Genomic DNA, 16301 nt, shown 5'->3' on the forward strand with positions numbered 1-16301 from the left:
TTCAAGCGGTTTTCTATAAGCGTTCAATGTGACAACCAGGCCTAAACCAACCCATAACCTATTGTCAGAATAACCAATATAAAGAATCCTGCACTCTGCCTTTAACAAAAATGGTCACCGAATGGCGCACGCCACGCGAATGCCTCAAAAAAGCCTGCATCAAGACGGCCCCCCATGCATTCGCCACAGGGTTTCCAGGTGCCCCCACCTGGCCGCCGGAGGCTGTTTTTAGCTGTCTTCATTCGTTTTCATTGCAGAGCACGCACAGCCAGCCCCTCGTCAAAAAACCACCCATACGAAAAAGAGCGTACGGAAGATGTCGGGGTCACTTCAAGGCACCGGGCGGAGCAACCGGGTACAAGGCGTCCGAAACGCTCGCTGAAGCCCAGGGCTCTGGCCCCGTTTTCCGTGGCCATGCGAAAGATCTCTGCCGGAGAAAGACCCGGTGCGCAGGTGGCCACGGCCCGCATTTCATCCAGAATGGAGAGACTCTCGCAGCTCGCCAGGCTGTCGGTGCCCAAGGCCACGGTGAGCCCGGCCCCGACCATGGCCTCGATATCCGGAACCCGGCCATGGAGAAGTCGGTTGCTCCGAATACAGCAGACGGCCGTTGCCCCGGCGTCTGCCAGGCGCCTGAGCTGGGGAACCCCGGCCTGCAGGAGGTGAACCACGAGGGTGGATGAATCCACCACCCCCAGGTCCAGAAGATAGGAGACCGGGTCGTCTGCTGGCAGGGGCCATGAAGAATAATCGATGCCTCGTTCCGTGAGAAACTCGGCCCAGGGGCCCTTGCCGGTGGTGAGGAACTCCCGCTCGGCATCGGACTCGTCCAGGTGGATGCTGAAAGGGCGCCCTGCCTCGGCGGCAAGGGCTTTCATGGCTTTTATCGCACCGGGAGCTGTTGTGTGTGGGGCATGGGCGGCAAGGCTGACCCACGGCGCATCCTTGCTTCCCGCAGGCATGGAAAGGGGTTCAGGAGACCCCAGGAGTTCCTGAAACCAGATGCCTTTGGTGCCTTTATTTTCAAACAGGGGCCGGGTGATCCCAAGGGTCGAGATCTCTCCAAAAAGAAGGGTTCCCGAGGCCTCAGCCTCCGTCACCGCCCGTTGTGCCGCCAAAACAAGCTCGTCCCGGGGGATGCTCTCCCGAACGGCCAGAAGGTCCCTCACCCATGGGGCAAACCCGTCGGTGCCATTGACCCTGCCGGAAAGGGCCGACAGCTCCAGATGGGTGTGGGCATTGACAAAGGCGGGAACAAGGGCTGTATCGCCGTGCTCTTCAACCTCTACCCCCTTGGGCCCCTTTCCGGTACCCACGGAGACAATGGTCCCGTTTTCCACCACCAGGTGGCCGTGGTTTATGACGGTGTCGGCGTCAGCGACCACCCATCGGGCCCGGTGCAGCCGTCTCATGCACACACCGCAAGGTGGTTGTAGAAGCAGTCCCGTTGGACCGGGGTAAACCCGGCGGAGGCCACCACGCGGATCAGCTCCTCCTTGGGCAGCATGTGATCCACGCCTGCGGCGGAGACCACATTCTCTTCGATCATGGTGGAACCCATGTCATTGGCACCGAAAAAGAGAGCCACCTGGGCGATCTTCTCTCCCTGGGTGACCCAGGAGGCCTGGATGTTGTCCACGTTGTCCAGAAAGATCCGAGACAGGGCCAGGACGCGCAAATAGGCGTCGGCTGTTGCTTTTTCCACGTCCAGATCGGTGTTGGTGGGCTGGAAGGTCCAGGGTATGAAGGCGGTGAACCCGCCGGTCTCGTCCTGGAGGTCCCGGATCCGGGTGAGGTGCTCCACGATCTGGGCCGGTGTTTCCAGGTGGCCGAACATCATGGTGGCCGTGGACCGCATGCCCGCAAGGTGTGCCTGGCGCATCACCTCCAGCCATTTGTCCACCCCGCATTTGTTGGGAGAGACCTGCCTGCGGACTTCGTCCACGAGGATCTCGGCCCCGCCCCCCGGAATGGATTTAAGCCCCGCTTCCTTGAGCTTTTCCACGGTCTCGGCGATGGAGAGCTGGCTCTGGTCGGCAAGCCAGGAAATTTCAGGGGGCGAAAACCCGTGGACATGGATGGGAAAGGTGGTGGTAAGCCAGCGCAGGAGGTCCACGTACCAGTCCAGGGTCAAGGCGGGATTCATCCCTCCCTGGAGAAGGATCTGGGTTCCACCCAGCTCCAGGGTCTCCTCGATCTTCTGCCGGAACGACTCCCGGCTGAGCACGTACCCGCCATCCTCCCCCACCCTGGAGTAGAACGCGCAGAACTTGCACTCCGAGGTGCAGACGTTGGTGTAGTTGATGTTCCGGTCCACCACGAAGGTCACCGTAGTGTCGGGGTGCTTGGCCAGGCGGACGGCGTGGGCCAGGGCGCCGAGTTCAGAAAGGGTTGCCCCGTTTGAAAGTTCGAGCAGCTCCTGAGGTGTTACCCGGTAACCGGATGATATTTTTTCTGATAGAGACTCCACAGACACCTCCCTAAGCGATATGGTTGTAAAAGGAATCCCGCTCCACGGGTTCAAACCCGGCCCCGCGAATCATGACGGCCATCTCGGCGCGGGTCAGCCCCTTGGCCGACGTGGCACCGGCGGTATGGGTAATCCGCTCTTCGATGATGGTCCCGTCCAGGTCATCCGCCCCGAAGGAGAGGGCCACCTGGGCCAGCTTCTCGCCGATCATCACCCAGTAGGCCTTGATGTGATCGAAGTTGTCGAGCATCAGGCGCGAAACGGCCACGTTCTTCAGGTCATCCACGCCACCGGTGGGCGGAATGTGAGAGAGCTTGGTGTTCTTGGAGTGAAAGGCCAGGGGAATAAACGAAGAAAACCCGCCGGTGCGGTCCTGGAGGTCCCTCAAGGTAATCAGATGGCTGACGCGTTCCTCAAGGGTCTCGATGTGGCCGTAGAGCATGGTGGCGTTGGTGGGAATGCCTGCGGCGTGCACCGTCTCCATGACCTCCAGCCACCGGTCCCTGCCGATCTTTTTAGGGAACAGCTCATCGTGGACCCGCTCGCTCATGACCTCTGCCCCGCCCCCCGGCATCATGGCAAGGCCCGCGTCTTTCAGCTCAGCCACGGTCTCGGCAAGGGAGAGGCCGGACAGGCGTGAAAGGTAATCGATCTCCACCGCCGTAAAGGCCTTGATGGTGGCCTCAGGCCTTACCTCGGCCATGGCCTTGAGAAGGCCTGTAAAGTAATCGAAGTCCAGGTTCTCGTTTAAGCCCCCCACCATGTGGATCTCGCGCACGGGCTCGTCCATGCGTTCCATGAGCCGCGCCTTGACCTCTTCCACGCTCCAGGTATAGGCGTTGCCCGTCCCCTCGTCCGTTGCAAAGGCGCAGAAGGTGCACCGGTTGGAGCAGACATTGGTGTAGTTCACATGCTGGTTGTATACATAATAGGCGATGTTGCCGTGGCGCTTCCTGCGCACGAAATCCGCCATGCGCCCTACCCCGGACAGATCGGGAGATGCGTATAAAGCCATCCCGTCTTCAAAGGTCAACCTCTGCCCTGCCTTCACCTTGTCCCATACGGACGCCAACGCTGAATCAATAAATTCCATAATCCCCTCTTCCACGAGGTCTCAGAAGGGCCGAGGTGCCACAAGCCCCTGTTTCGGTTTGCATCTTCGGGTATGACCACCCGGTCAGTGACCACGTGGTCATATATACAGGTGTTTTTCCCCCGTGGCAAGAAAGATGCGCCACAGAAACCCGCTGAGCGCGGTTTGTCGCCTTGACCCGCCGGAAAAACCGAACTAAACATGGAGGACTGTCGCCATACTCACCACAGGGCGCGCGATTGCAAATCTGCGTTTTTAATCCCTGTTGCACGCACCAACCAAAGGAGCCACCATGAAATGCAACACCCATCTTAAAATAAACAACGACCTGTGCGGAACCGTCACCACCCTTGAAGAGGGGCGTTGCGTCGTCACCCTCACCACCACCCCCGAGATGGGTGCCGATGCGCAGGAGCTCGTGCATGGAGGGTTTGTCTTTGGCATGGCGGATTATGCGGCCATGTGCGCCGTCAACGATCCCTATGTGGTTTTAGGAGGGGCCGAGACCAGCTTTTTAAAACCGGTCCGTGTTGGAGATAGCCTCACGGCAGAGGCCATGGTGAACGAGACCAAAGGCAGGAAACGCATCGTGCCCGTCACCATCCGCAGGGGTCAGGAGGAGGTGTTTAAAGGGACGTTTACCTGCTTTGTCCTTGAAACGCATGTGCTGGGGGAAAACAAAGGGTAGAAAGGAAGGATGGTTAAAAAACAATGCATGCAGGGAACTAAGCGCCCTGCATGCATAAGTTTCATGGTTGGCATGAACGGTGTGCGAGGGTCATGGCAACCCTGGCACCTGGAGAGGACCCCCTATTTCTTTTTCCGCACCACGCGGCGGACTTTGCGCACGCGACGGGTCCCCGACGGGGCGGCCTTTTTCTCCTGGGGAGGCTCCAGACCCTGCTGCTTGAAGGAACACACGGACCGGGGACACGCAAGGCCGTCGCCCTCGTCGTTTTCCACGAGAAACGGGTTTTTGCAGATGGGACAGGCAAAGGGATAAGGCCGCTTCCAGGTCACGAAACCGCAGGAGCGGTTGTCGCACCGGTAAAAGGTCTTGCCGTGGTCCGTTGAGCGGGTCTCCAGTTTCCCGACATTGCAGACCGGGCACCCAAGGGACAGGTTTTCTTCAAACCTGGCAATGGCAGCGGCGATATCATCCTCACTGTCGCCATGGGTCAGGCGCTCGGCCGTTTCTTTCTCAGGGTGTCCGTCCCCGGGATCAGCCGATCCTTTTCGACTGCGTTCTTCTTCAAGGCGTTTTTTCTCAAGAAGAAGCTCGTTCTTCTGGCGCTCCAGCTCCATCTTTTCCCGCTGGATGGCCAAAAATGCTTCCCGCTGGATCTCTTCCTGGGAGGGTTTTGGGGCCGCAGGCTCGGGCTTGGGTACCTCCGGGGCGTCTTCTGGGCCCTCCTGACGGTCAGCGTGATCATCCGGTGAGACCACAAGGGTCCTCAGGGCCCCTTTGGTGGCCAGGGGAGTCACCTCCTGAACATTGAGGGCCTGCCCTCTCTCTTCGGTCAGACGTTTTCGAATGGAGGCGATTCGCTTCAGGAACCGCTCACGCCGGGCTTCGGCTTCGGCAGGATCTTCCCTGTGCGGCGAATCATCGTCATCGGCTCCACGGTCCATAAGGGTCTGGTCCACCTGATTCAAGGCCTTATCAAGGTCGTTGCGTCCATCCAGAAGTTCCTGGAGGATCTGCACAAGAAAGGCAGGCAGAACAATCCCGGGCATCTTCGGATAGGCGGCATCCAGCCCGGCCATCAGGCACCGGGCCATCTCTCCCACTTCCGGGGCGTCCTCGGAACCTGCAAGGAGCCCTTCCTGGCGCAGCAACCCCACCACTTCGGAGGTCCGACCTTCGGTTACAAGGCCAAGCTCCACCGCCTCTTCCACCACATCCTGAAGGGAAAACCCGGAGCCCTCTTCCGCATGGACCAGCACAAGAAGCGCAAAGGCATCGATGCTGGGGCCGATGCGCTGCCACACCGGGGTGTACCCCTCCACGCCCGTCAACCGTGTCTGGACATGGAATTCAAAGGTATCTTTTAAACCGACATTCATCAATCACACTCACTGTCTTAGCTGACGGCATCATGGACGGCGGCCTCCCTGCGGTTGAAAAGGGATCAGCCTCTGCGCCACGTGCCTGTTGCGGTTTATTCGGTATCCGGGGAGGCATCGTCCGGGGAGACCACTCCGGCCACCACATCCACACAGCGGCCATCCCGACCGATCATCAGAGATAGGGTAATGCGAGCCTGAAAATCCATCTGGTAGGCGATACGGTCTTCTTTAACCGTGAGGTGACCCTCCTTGAACTCAATGTCATCCTGAAGCGAGAGCCCGTACTTCTCTTCCAGCAGCTTTTCGATAACGTCCCAGTCAAGGCTGCCGGTGACAATGTCCATCAGATCCCGTTCGCCCTTTTGAAAGGCGTCATCGGGAACCAGTTTGTTCTCTTTTTCTTCTTCGGCCATGGTCTTGCCATCCAAATCGGCCTGATACATCGCATTTCTCCATCATGGGACTGTCGCCGCCTCCGTCATCTCCCGTGCCAGATCCAAACATGCTTGGGCCCCGGGGGACATCACATCCACCAGGGCAGCGGGAGTTTCGGTTGCCATCCCTTTCCGAACGGCGTCGCAATCAGGCAGTCGACCGACGAATTGCATGCCGGCTTCATCCGGGACCGGATCTGAAGGCCCCAGTGTCACAAACCCTATCCCTTTCAGGTCCGGGTTCAAATACTTTAATACTTCATCGACACAATGCCCGGCCTCCTTGAGCTGAGAGTTGCGATCCCAGCCCGGATGAAGGGGGACCAGGGCCATGTCCGATGCCGCAAGGGCACTTTTCACAAAAAAACCGTTCCCTGAAGGGGTATCAATGATTACGCGACCATACCCTTCTCCGGGTTTGCGAAGACTCAAGCCCAGGACCTTCTCTTTTTCAGGATTGAAGGCCAAAAATTTTTCCGCCTCTTTTTCACCCGAGAGTGCCGGTATCACGTCAAGGTACGGGGTACACCCGGGGACAATGGCCCCCCTCAGCCCCACAAACCCACTGAGGACATCGGCAACACCCCAGGCAGGTTTTTTGTGTTTTCCCATCAGTATGCGCGACCCCGCACCGGATGAGGTACAGTCCACATAAAGGGTTCGAATTTCAAGGAGAGCAAAGGAAAAGGCCAGGTTCACGGCCAGGGTCGTCTTGCCGGAATCGCCCAGTGGATTCAGGAGTGCGATGGTGTGATGCATGGCACAGGCCTCTTCATTTTAGATGCGGGGGCACAAAAAAATAAATAATTAACAGGCATTACCCACGTAGACATAGCACACCCGGGCGGCAATGTGAACCGGCATCGCTACCAGGGTGAACGCATTTGTTTTTAGCCTCCGGCGGCCCTGCCGGGGGCTAAACTTTTAAAAAGTTTAATAAACAGGCTTTAAAAAACAGATTCAGACCAATCAAAATCAATAGCGAATGTGATTTTTCCTGAGGAACGAAGGGGAAAGCGCATTCGCAACCTGCTTTCGAGGTTGCACACCTTGCCGCCGGAATTATTCCGGTTAAAGTCAAGCGAACCCCAAACGCCCTTCATCGTGTTTCCAGAATGATGAAATGGTCCTCTCCTGCGAAAACAGTTGCCACATGTCACACATCACGCGAATGCCCCGAGAGCGCTTGCAGAATGGATGCCTCCATGCATTCGCCATAGGGTTTCAAGGTGCCCCCACCTTGCCGCCGGAGGCATTGCTTTTGTTTTTCCTGAGCCCTCTTGGCCCTGTGGTTCATCCGACATTAAACATAGAAGGCACCGCCCTTGGATATTACCCTCAATGCGTTCGCCCTGGCATCGCTACCATCCCCAAGGATTCCAAACGTCATAAAACCATGAAGTCCCCCTCTGCACGCCGCGGCCTCCCCGGTATTGTGACCCATGCCCGATTGGGTTATGGTGCGTTTCAGGGAACCATTTGCGGGCACAGGACACAAACCGGGAGCATTGCCGAGACGCGCCACATGAATTCAGACTCTTTTCACAACGCCACATTCACCCCCGAAGCCATGGACGAGGTCATCGAACACCTCGGCTACTCCAGGCACTCCCGAAACATGGCGTACCTCAAGGCCCTCCTCGCCCATGCCGGCACAGAGGAAGGGTACGGCTCCCAGCCCATGGACTCAGACCGCCTTGTCCAAGCCATCTGGAATACCGAAGATCCCGGGCAGCTTCGGTCCAGGCGCAAGAACCTCAGCACCATCCGCTCCTCCGTAAACAGGGATTTATCCCGCCTTTATAAAGACGGAAACAACCCGGAAGGCGTCACCATTTCACCGGAACACGCCCTGGTTGTATCCCAGGAGGCCAAGGAAGCCCTGTACGCGCCCTTTGCAAACCACTTTACCAACGCAAACAGCCCGGAAATCGAAAAGGCCAGCGCCCTGCTGGACGCCCTGGCCGAGATGGCCGAAAAGGGCGGCCCCCTGCTCGACAGCACGGAAGGCCTCGCGGAAAAGCTGAAACGTGCGGTAAAAGCCTTGGAAAAAGGCGGCGCGTTACCCGAGCTTGAAGAAAAAGAGGCCCCTGAAGAGGTCTCCGATGAGGAGATCGAAGAAGTTGAGGAAGCCGAGGACGAGGAGACCGAGATCCTCGATGAAGAGGATGAGCTTGAAGAACTCCCCGAAGAAGAGTTTGAAGAGGTCGAGGAGGATGAAGGCGAAGAACTCGACATCCTCGATGAAGAAGATGAGCTGGAGGAGATCCCCGACGAGGAGTTCGAAGAGGTCGAGGAGGACGAAGACGAAGAACTCGACATCCTCGATGAAGAAGATGAGCTTGAGGAGATCCCTGACGAGGAGTTCGAAGAGGTCGAGGAGGACGAAGATAAAGAGCTCGACATCCTGGATGAAGGGGATGAACTTGAGGAGATCCCTGACGAGGAGTTCGAAGAGGTCGAGGAGGACGAAGATGAAGAGCTTGACATCCTGGATGAAGAGGATGACCTCGAAGAGATCCCCGAAGACGACATCGAAGAAATGGAGGAAGCAGAAGATGACGAGCTCGACATCGTAGATGAAGACGAGGACCTCGAAGAGATCCCCGAAGACGACATCGAAGAGGTGGAGGAAGCCGAGGATGATGAGCTCGACATCGTAGATGAAGACGAGGACCTCGAAGAGATCCCCGAAGACGACATCGAAGAGGTGGAGGAGGCAGAAGACGACGAGCTCGACATCATAGATGATGACGAGGACCTTGAAGAAATCTCCGACGATGACATCGAAGAGGTGGAGGACGTGGAGGATGAGGACCTCGAAGACACCTCACCATGGGCCGCCGATGAAGATCCCGACGCCATGCAGGAACGCGCCGACCGGTTTGATGCGCTGCTCAACGAATCCGAACGGTATTACAACCGCTATATCCACATCCCCACCGGGCGCTACCCCGCCTTGGACCCGGTAACCGGCGAAGAGACCCTTGCTGACTTAGAGGAGTTCCTTGCGGGTAAATACCCTGTCACCAACGCCCTTTTTGAAGTGTTCATCGGTCGCACCGGCTACAAGACAACTGCGGAAGAGCGGGGCTTCGGCGCGGTGTACGAACCGCGCCTGACCCGGCAGTCCCGAGGCAAGGGCATCAGCCTCTCCACAAGCAAAGGGCTGCGCCTCATTCGCGGGGCCAACTGGTACAAGCCCTCCGGGGCACGGTCATCGGTACACACCAGCGCCCACCACCCGGTGGTCCAGGTGAGCTACGAAGACGCCATGGCCTTTGCGTCGTGGTCCGGCAAACGGCTCCCGACCCTGGCTCAGTGGCTTGCCACAGGGGGACGCACAGCCACCCCCTACCCCTGGGGAGATGCCTGGGGCAGTCACCTCTGCAACACCGAAGAGGTGGGGGCCGGCGGCACCCTTCCCGTGGACACCTTCCCCAAGGGCGCCAGCCCCTTCGACGTCTACGACCTCATGGGCAACACCATGGAGTGGGTCAGCGACCTGCTCCCTGAAAAAGGGGGAGAGCCTGTCAAGACGGCCGTGGGAGGCAGCTTCCTGTCCGACCGAACCTTGACGCGCCAGCAGTTACAGATCTTAGACACCCGGTTTTCATCCAATGTCCTGGGCTTTCGCTGTGTCGGATGGTAGATCTCGACACAGGGCTTCCGGCAATGGTATGGTTACACGAACTATATCAGCGACACCTAAGTGAATGATGCGAAGGAGACACCTGTGAACGACATCTATCGGAAACGACTCGATACACTTCAAGACACTTTGAGCCGCAACGGCTTTGACGCCTGCCTCATCATGCAGGAAGAAAATAGAAGGTACTTAAGCGGCTTCACCGGAGAGGACAACAGCGTGGACGAATCCGCCGGTGCCCTTCTCATCGGGCCCAAGGGGCTCATCCTGGCCACCGACTCCCGCTTTGAACTCCATGCCATCCATGAGGCTCCTCTTTTTGACGTCCATGTGTACAAAACCGGCCTGGACAAAGACCTCCCCGAGCTCCTTGACCGTGTGGGTGCCAGCCGTGTCGCCTTTGAAGAGACCCGGGTCTCCGTGGGTCGGTTCAACGCCTTTGCCGCCGCCCTGAAAAAAAGCGGGTCCACAGCAGAGCTGGTGGCCCACGAAGACATGACCGCTCCCATGCGTGCCATAAAAAGCGCCGATGAAATACAGACCATGCGGGAGGCCCTGGCCATCGCAGAGGCCGCGTTTTCGGCCGTAAAAGCCAACCTGACCCCGGGCCTTACTGAAAAAGCCATCGCCTGGGAGATGGAAAAAGAGATGAGAAGCCGCGGTGCCGATGGCCTTTCGTTTCCAACCATTGTCGCCTCAGGCCCCAACGCCGCCCTTCCCCACGCCGTCCCCGGAGATCGGAAGGTGGCCCCTGGAGAACCCCTGCTCATCGATTGGGGATCCCGGTACAACGGATACTGCAGCGACTCCACCCGCACGGTTGTCCTGGGGAGCCCCTGCGATACCTTTAAACGCGTCTTCGATACCCTCTTTGAGGCCCAGGCCCGAGCCATCGACGCCATCTGCGACGGTGCCAGCGGCAAAACCGTGGACGCCGTGGCCCGAGGGTTCATTGAACAGACCTTCCCCGACGGCTTCGGCCATGGCCTGGGACACGGCGTTGGCCTTGAGATCCATGAGGCACCCCGCCTGAGCTATCTCAAGGATCACACCCTCAAAGCAGGGATGGTGGTCACCGTGGAACCCGGCATCTACCTCCCCGAATGGGGGGGCATCCGCCTGGAAAACATGGTCCTTGTTACGGAAAACGGAGCCGAGGTCCTCAACACCCTGGACTACCGAGACCACATCGTAGCGATTTAAAATCAGGCCTGCCGGGGCCAGGAGATCATCCTCCCCTGCCCCGGCACCCATCACCTATAACCTGACGTCCCTATTATCTGATTTTTCCATGCCCCCTCTCCTCAACCAACACATCGACCAATTCATCACCCACCTTCGTGTGGAGCGAGGCCTGGCGGACCTGAGTGTCGAGGCCTATGCATCGGACCTGTCCCGATACGCAGATTTCCTGGAAGAAAACGGCATGCAGGAGGCCACCGAGGACGACACCTACGCCATCTTAAAACACATGATCGGCTTACGGGGTGAGGGCCTGGGCGCCCGTTCCAGGGCGCGGCACCTAGTGTCCATCCGCTCCTTTTATCGGTTCCTTGCCGAGGAGAAGGTCCTTGCCAGCGATCCGTCGAGCCTCATCGAGTTTCCCAAAACAGGCCTCAAACTGCCCGACACCCTCTCGATCCCGGAGGTTGAAAAGCTCCTGGACGCCCCGGAGACCACAACGGCCCGCGGCATGCGGGACGCCGCCATGATCGAGCTGCTCTACGCGGCAGGGCTCAGGGTCTCGGAGCTCATTCATCTCACCCTCAACGACATCAACCTGGAGGCCGGTTTTGTGCGCGTCTTCGGCAAAGGGGCCAAAGAACGCGTTGTGCCCATGGGGCAATACGCCATGGACAAACTGCGGACCTATCTCACGACGGCCCGCCCCCTGCTTTTGAAACACCACACAAGCAGCACCCTGTTCGTGGCCCGTGCCGGCAAGCCCATGACCCGTCAGGGATTCTGGAAGCTGCTGAACAAGTACACCGCACTGGCAGGCCTGACGGGCCGCATCAGCCCACACACCCTGCGCCACTCCTTTGCGACACACCTTCTTATGGGGGGCGCCGACCTGCGCGTGGTGCAGGTCATGCTCGGGCACACAGACATCTCCACCACGCAAATTTACACCCATATCACCGGAGACCACCTCCGGACCATGCACCGAACCTGTCACCCGAGAGGGTAAGCAACTGTTCAGCTTTAAAATACAGCCTCCGGCGGCAAGGTGGGGGCACCTTGAAGCCCTATGGCGAATACATGGAGTCAGTCGTTTCACATACGCTTTCAGGGCATTCGCGTGATGTGTGACATCTGGCACCCGTTTTTGCTGGAGAGGCCCATTCCATACTTCAGGAAACACGATAGCAGGTATTTGGAATTCGTTTGACTTTAACCGGAATAACTCCGGCGGCAAGGTGTGCCACCTCCTTGAAAGCTGGTTCCAAATGCGCTTTCCCCTTCGTTCCTCAGAAAAAATCACATCCGCCTTTAAAGTAGAATTCATTCAAAAAGATTTTTTAAAACCTGTTTGTTAAACTTTTTAAAAGTTTAGCCCCCGGCAGGGCCGCCGGAGGCATAAGCTGAATAGTTACGAGGGTAAAAACCTTTACAGACGGTGACCGCGCCTTTATGATTAAAACATGGTTTTGTTGATCAGGGTCAACACCATCGCAGCTGCAACGTCCCTGCCTTGCTTTTCCTGCGATACCTTCACCCCGGGGTGTCCCCGCATCTGGCCCGACGCAAGCCCTTGTACCCGGGATGTTTTCACACAATCCCCCCGGCAACTTTTTTATCAATGGGTCCGGGTGATTCGCCCGAAGGTCCCCCGCGTTGTTGATGCGCAATCAAACAGGACGGCGGACAAGGCACGAATCGTTCGGCAAGCAATAGATGTGATCGCATGAAAAGCAATAAACGCACCGACTCGCCAGGGGTCATGAAAAGCCTCTTTATGGTCTACCTGATTCTGGGCGGCCACATTCTCCTCATCGTAGCCCTCTGCTTTTTTGTCCTCTTCTTCCGAGGCCTCGTCAATTACCTGCCCTGGATTTTCCTGGGAGGGGTCAGCCTCATCGGGCTGACGGCCTATTTCATTTACAAGCGCATGAAGACCGAAGGCAAAGCGCTCCGGGAGATCCTCGCCCTGCCCATGCTCCAAGGCAAGACCGTGGAGATCAGTGTGCTCGGAGGGCTCGCATCCGTTCGGGTTGAGGACCCGAATGCTCAGCAGCCCCTGTCCATCGACGCGGGTCCCCGTGCCCAGGCGCCCCCCATCCATGCCCTTCCCCCGTCCAGCCATGTGACCGAGCTTCTGGAGCTGGCCCACCTGCTGGACAACAACCTCATCACCCTGGATGAGTACAACAAGGCCAAAAAGAAAATCATCAACTGAGCCTCTCCTTTTCACGCAAAATAAAACCCCGACCCACACGGTGTGTGAATCGGGGTTTTTTATGGTCTTTTGCGTACTATGACGTCCTTATCCAGGGTACCCGTCGGGGTTTTCCGACTGCCATTTCCAGGCATCCCGGCACATGGCCTCCACCCCTTTTTCAGCGCGCCAGCCAATCTCATTCCAGGCTTTGTCCGGAGAGGCGTAACAGACCGCGATATCCCCCGGGCGCCTTGGGGCCACCACGTAAGGCACCGGCCGCCCAGAGGCTTCTTCAAAGGCACCCACCATATCCAGCACGCTGTACCCCTGACCTGTGCCCAGGTTGTACACATGGAGCCCCGGGGCCTCGTCGGTATGTTTCAAGGCACACAAATGCCCTTTGGCCAGGTCCACCACATGGATAAAATCCCTGACCCCGGTGCCGTCATGGGTGGGGTAATCGCTGCCGAAGACGCTCAGGCGTTCCAGTTTCCCCACGGCAACCTGGGCGATATACGGCATCAGGTTGTTTGGGATGCCGTTGGGGTCTTCGCCGATACGGCCGCTCTCATGGGCCCCCACGGGATTGAAGTATCGAAGGAGCACCACGCGCCAGGAGCTGTCCGCCACCAGCAGGTCTTCCAGCATTTCTTCAACGATCAGTTTGGACCGGCCATACGGGTTGGTGGCGCTTCGGGGGAAACTCTCGTCCATAGGGACGGTTTCCGGCTCTCCGTACACCGTCGCAGAAGAAGAAAAAATAATGTTTTTTACCCCGGCCCGATCCATGGCGTGGAGCAGGTTCAGTGTGCCGGTGAGATTGTTCTGGTAATAAGCCAGGGGCATCTCTACCGATTCCCCCACGGCCTTGAGCCCGGCAAAGTGAATCACGGCATCAAATCGGTGGGAGGCAAACAGCGAGTCCAGCACGGCTTCGTCCAGCAGGTCCCCCTTGACAAAGGCCAGGGATTTACCCGTCAGGGCTTCAACCCGCCTCAAGGACTCTTCGGAGCTGTTCGACAAGTTGTCCACCACCGTGACCTGGTGGCCGGATTCAAGGAGTTCGAGACAGGTATGGCTGCCGATGTACCCGGCACCGCCTGTGATCAGTACATGCATAATCCATCCTCAAGGCCCCTTGCAACAACCCGGGGCAATTCTATAAGATTTGTAAAGGCCAGCCCTAAAATGCCTGGGCATCGACAGGTGCTCGGGTTTCCCAGGGACAGTCCGTGACCACGGCCAGGGGATTTTCCCTCACCAGCCTCAAGGCGTTCTCGCGGCCGATTATTTTCGACGCTGCTTTAACCCCGGCTTCCATGCCCGGGGTCCGGTAGTCATGGTCATGGGCATCCGATGCCATGATATCCACCGCCCTTTTTTTAAGGAGGTAACGGGCGCAGGAGGCGATCTCCCGGCCAAAGGTTCCGGCGACACTGTCTGCGGTCACCTGCACCAGGGAGCCGGTCTCTTCCACCATCTCAAACAGGCGGTTCGGATCCCTGATAATGCTCGGGTTCCGCTCGGGATGGGCAATGATGGGATGAAATCCCCGGTCCCTGTAGGCCCTTAAAATGGGAACCGCCACCCGCGGCAGGTGGCTGCTGGGAAATTCCACCAGAAGGTACCTGGACCCGTTGATGGCAAAATCCGCCAGATTGTCCGGCATGAAGCCAGCCACCACCTCTGCGCCGGGGACCAGGGTAACACCGATGCCTTTTTCTTGAAACCTTCGGTTCAGATCGTCAATGAGCGGGCGGTAGAGGCGGGCGTCCAGAAGGTCAACGCCTGCATGGAAGGTGGCGGCGATGCAGGAGGTCCCCTCTTTTTCCGCCTGGGCGGCCATGATCATGGTTTCGTCCATATCATCGGAGCCGTCATCCACTCCGGGTAGTATATGGCAATGTATATCCGTCCAACGGGTATGCTGCATAAGTAAAAATCCTCGTGTTTCAATATGTCACCGGGTGGCATCAGGGCTTTGGGATCCGGGTGCGTTCAGAATAATCCACCGCTGAAAAGCGGTTTACAAGGCATATGCGGTGCGATCAGGCATTGCGGTCAAGGGGCGCTGTCGTTTTTCAAGGCAGGCCGTTGTTCTCCGGTGCGGAATCTGTCATGTTTTCAGTTTAACCACAACTCATGATTACGGCAATATATTTTCTCCATGGTGCAGGCCTTTCGCGGATATGAGCAATGCTCCGGACGCCTTTTCCACCGGTGGTATCGCAATATTTCTCTTTTCATACCTGAGAGTTTCCCTTATAGTCATACGTTGTTCAGGGTAAAGAATAGATGTCATGCCCACCGGATGCGTCCTGATTAAAAACACTGTATCCTTACCGGCGCGTGACTGAAACATAGTGATGCTAATCATTCTATATCTTCGGAGGTTCTTCATGTCTTACGAAACCATTCTTGTGAATGCTGAAAAAAATGTCGCCACCATCACCTTCAACCGGCCCAAGGCCCTGAATGCCCTGAACGACAAGCTCCTCACCGAACTCTCCGCCGCCCTCGACGAAATCGCAGCCCAGAAAGACATCCATGTGCTTGTCCTGACCGGTTCCGGAAACAAAGCCTTTGTGGCAGGTGCCGACATCACCGAGCTCGCCACCCTTGACGCCGCCCAGGGCAAAGCCTGCTCTGAAAAAGGCCACAAGGCCATCGGAAAACTCCAGGAGCTGGAGATTCCCGTCATCGCCGCCGTCAACGGATTTGCCCTGGGCGGGGGCAGTGAAATGGCCCTGGCCTCCGACTTCATCTACGCCTCGGAAGCGGCCAAGTTCGGCCTTCCGGAGATCACCCTCGGCCTTATCCCCGGCTACGGTGGTACCCAGAGACTTCCCCGTGCGGTGGGTGCCAACATCGCCAAGGAGATGATCCTCACCGGCAAAATGATCTCCGCAGCCGAAGCCAAGGAGATCGGCATGGTCAACAAGGTGGTGGCCCCCGACGCCCTTATGGACGAGGTCATGAAGACCGCCGAAGCCATTGCCGCCAAGGGCAGGGTCCCTGTCCGTGCCGCCAAGAAAGCTGTCAACGAAGGCTTGAACGTGGATCTCCCTTCCGGCTGCGCCATCGAGATAGACGCCTTCGCCGCCTGTGTATCGGGAAGCGATGCCAAAGAGGGCACCAGCGCCTTCCTTGAAAAGAGAAAGCCTGTATTCAACGCGTAGTTTCGCAGCCATGCGGGGCACGCA

General features: G+C 57.8%; 14 protein-coding genes. 6 read left to right on the forward strand and 8 right to left on the reverse strand.

From position 1 onward, the window contains the following. Window positions 1-248: 248 nt before the first annotated feature. Genes BLQ12_RS18450 through mqnE form a run of 3 tightly spaced genes read right to left on the reverse strand, consistent with a single transcriptional unit; the run spans window position 249 to window position 3563 of the window. Window positions 249-1412 (reverse strand): amidohydrolase family protein, encoded by a 1164-nt coding sequence (locus BLQ12_RS18450; protein ID WP_092212803.1) that lies wholly within the window; start codon window positions 1410-1412, stop codon window positions 249-251. Next, window positions 1409-2470 (reverse strand): cyclic dehypoxanthinyl futalosine synthase, encoded by a 1062-nt coding sequence (mqnC, locus tag BLQ12_RS18455; RefSeq protein ID WP_092212805.1) that lies wholly within the window; start codon window positions 2468-2470, stop codon window positions 1409-1411. Before mqnC ends, BLQ12_RS18450 begins: the two co-directional genes overlap by 4 nt. A 10-nt stretch (window positions 2471-2480) precedes the next feature. Next, a complete protein-coding gene (mqnE, locus tag BLQ12_RS18460; RefSeq protein WP_092212807.1) occupies window positions 2481-3563 on the reverse strand; it encodes an aminofutalosine synthase MqnE in 1083 nt (360 codons plus the stop codon). 292 nt (window positions 3564-3855) lie between these two features. Here mqnE and BLQ12_RS18465 point away from each other — a divergent pair, with 292 nt between their 5' ends. After that, window positions 3856-4251, forward strand: a complete 396-nt coding sequence (locus tag BLQ12_RS18465; RefSeq protein WP_092212809.1) for a hotdog domain-containing protein — start codon at window positions 3856-3858, stop codon at window positions 4249-4251. A 122-nt stretch (window positions 4252-4373) separates the two neighbouring features. Here the strand turns inward: BLQ12_RS18465 and BLQ12_RS18470 are convergent, their stop codons facing one another. The 3 genes from BLQ12_RS18470 to BLQ12_RS18480 form a co-directional block, all read right to left on the reverse strand. After that, entirely contained in the window at window positions 4374-5630 is a 1257-nt protein-coding gene (locus BLQ12_RS18470; RefSeq protein WP_092212811.1) for a DUF1936 domain-containing protein, read from the reverse strand. Between the two features lie 95 nt (window positions 5631-5725). Further along, window positions 5726-6076 (reverse strand): hypothetical protein, encoded by a 351-nt coding sequence (locus tag BLQ12_RS18475; RefSeq protein ID WP_092212813.1) that lies wholly within the window; start codon window positions 6074-6076, stop codon window positions 5726-5728. 12 nt (window positions 6077-6088) lie between these two features. Then, a complete protein-coding gene (locus BLQ12_RS18480) occupies window positions 6089-6826 on the reverse strand; it encodes a ParA family protein (RefSeq protein WP_092212815.1) in 738 nt (245 codons plus the stop codon). A gap of 766 nt (window positions 6827-7592) precedes the next feature. Between BLQ12_RS18480 and BLQ12_RS18485 the strand changes: the two genes are divergently transcribed. The 4 genes from BLQ12_RS18485 to BLQ12_RS18500 all read left to right on the forward strand — a co-directional run bounded on the left by BLQ12_RS18485 (window position 7593) and on the right by BLQ12_RS18500 (window position 13116). Continuing rightward, entirely contained in the window at window positions 7593-9719 is a 2127-nt protein-coding gene (locus BLQ12_RS18485; RefSeq protein ID WP_175469924.1) for an SUMF1/EgtB/PvdO family nonheme iron enzyme, read from the forward strand. 84 nt (window positions 9720-9803) lie between these two features. Continuing rightward, window positions 9804-10919 carry a M24 family metallopeptidase gene (locus tag BLQ12_RS18490; RefSeq protein WP_175469925.1) on the forward strand — a complete coding sequence of 372 codons (1116 nt, stop codon included), beginning with the start codon at window positions 9804-9806 and terminating at the stop codon, window positions 10917-10919. A gap of 88 nt (window positions 10920-11007) precedes the next feature. Continuing rightward, the gene (xerD, locus tag BLQ12_RS18495) at window positions 11008-11907 is read left to right on the forward strand and encodes a site-specific tyrosine recombinase XerD (RefSeq protein ID WP_092212821.1); all 900 of its coding nucleotides are present in this window, start codon (window positions 11008-11010) and stop codon (window positions 11905-11907) included. A gap of 717 nt (window positions 11908-12624) precedes the next feature. Then, window positions 12625-13116 carry an SHOCT domain-containing protein gene (locus BLQ12_RS18500; RefSeq protein ID WP_092212823.1) on the forward strand — a complete coding sequence of 164 codons (492 nt, stop codon included), beginning with the start codon at window positions 12625-12627 and terminating at the stop codon, window positions 13114-13116. An 87-nt stretch (window positions 13117-13203) separates the two neighbouring features. On the opposite strand, the gene galE is transcribed toward BLQ12_RS18500, so the two are convergent. Beyond that, window positions 13204-14217, reverse strand: a complete 1014-nt coding sequence (gene galE / locus BLQ12_RS18505; protein ID WP_092212825.1) for a UDP-glucose 4-epimerase GalE — start codon at window positions 14215-14217, stop codon at window positions 13204-13206. Window positions 14218-14281: 64 nt separating this feature from the next. After that, entirely contained in the window at window positions 14282-15031 is a 750-nt protein-coding gene (locus BLQ12_RS18510) for a tyrosine-protein phosphatase (protein ID WP_139164028.1), read from the reverse strand. A gap of 466 nt (window positions 15032-15497) precedes the next feature. Between BLQ12_RS18510 and BLQ12_RS18520 the strand changes: the two genes are divergently transcribed. Continuing rightward, entirely contained in the window at window positions 15498-16277 is a 780-nt protein-coding gene (locus BLQ12_RS18520; RefSeq protein ID WP_092212831.1) for an enoyl-CoA hydratase/isomerase family protein, read from the forward strand. Window positions 16278-16301: the final 24 nt, after the last annotated feature.

The organism is Desulfoluna spongiiphila (assembly GCF_900101345.1).
GTDB lineage: Bacteria > Desulfobacterota > Desulfobacteria > Desulfobacterales > Desulfolunaceae > Desulfoluna > Desulfoluna spongiiphila.

Coding starts and splice junctions, on each gene's coding strand:
- mqnE (WP_092212807.1), bottom strand. CDS start 3,563: ATGGAATTTATTGATTCAGCGTTGGCGTCCGTATGGGACAAGGTGAAG.
- BLQ12_RS18450 (WP_092212803.1), bottom strand. CDS start 1,412: ATGAGACGGCTGCACCGGGCCCGATGGGTGGTCGCTGACGCCGACACC.
- xerD (WP_092212821.1), top strand. CDS start 11,008: ATGCCCCCTCTCCTCAACCAACACATCGACCAATTCATCACCCACCTT.
- galE (WP_092212825.1), bottom strand. CDS start 14,217: ATGCATGTACTGATCACAGGCGGTGCCGGGTACATCGGCAGCCATACC.
- BLQ12_RS18470 (WP_092212811.1), bottom strand. CDS start 5,630: ATGAATGTCGGTTTAAAAGATACCTTTGAATTCCATGTCCAGACACGG.
- BLQ12_RS18510 (WP_139164028.1), bottom strand. CDS start 15,031: ATGCAGCATACCCGTTGGACGGATATACATTGCCATATACTACCCGGA.
- BLQ12_RS18465 (WP_092212809.1), top strand. CDS start 3,856: ATGAAATGCAACACCCATCTTAAAATAAACAACGACCTGTGCGGAACC.
- BLQ12_RS18480 (WP_092212815.1), bottom strand. CDS start 6,826: ATGCATCACACCATCGCACTCCTGAATCCACTGGGCGATTCCGGCAAG.
- BLQ12_RS18475 (WP_092212813.1), bottom strand. CDS start 6,076: ATGTATCAGGCCGATTTGGATGGCAAGACCATGGCCGAAGAAGAAAAA.
- BLQ12_RS18500 (WP_092212823.1), top strand. CDS start 12,625: ATGAAAAGCAATAAACGCACCGACTCGCCAGGGGTCATGAAAAGCCTC.
- BLQ12_RS18520 (WP_092212831.1), top strand. CDS start 15,498: ATGTCTTACGAAACCATTCTTGTGAATGCTGAAAAAAATGTCGCCACC.
- BLQ12_RS18485 (WP_175469924.1), top strand. CDS start 7,593: ATGAATTCAGACTCTTTTCACAACGCCACATTCACCCCCGAAGCCATG.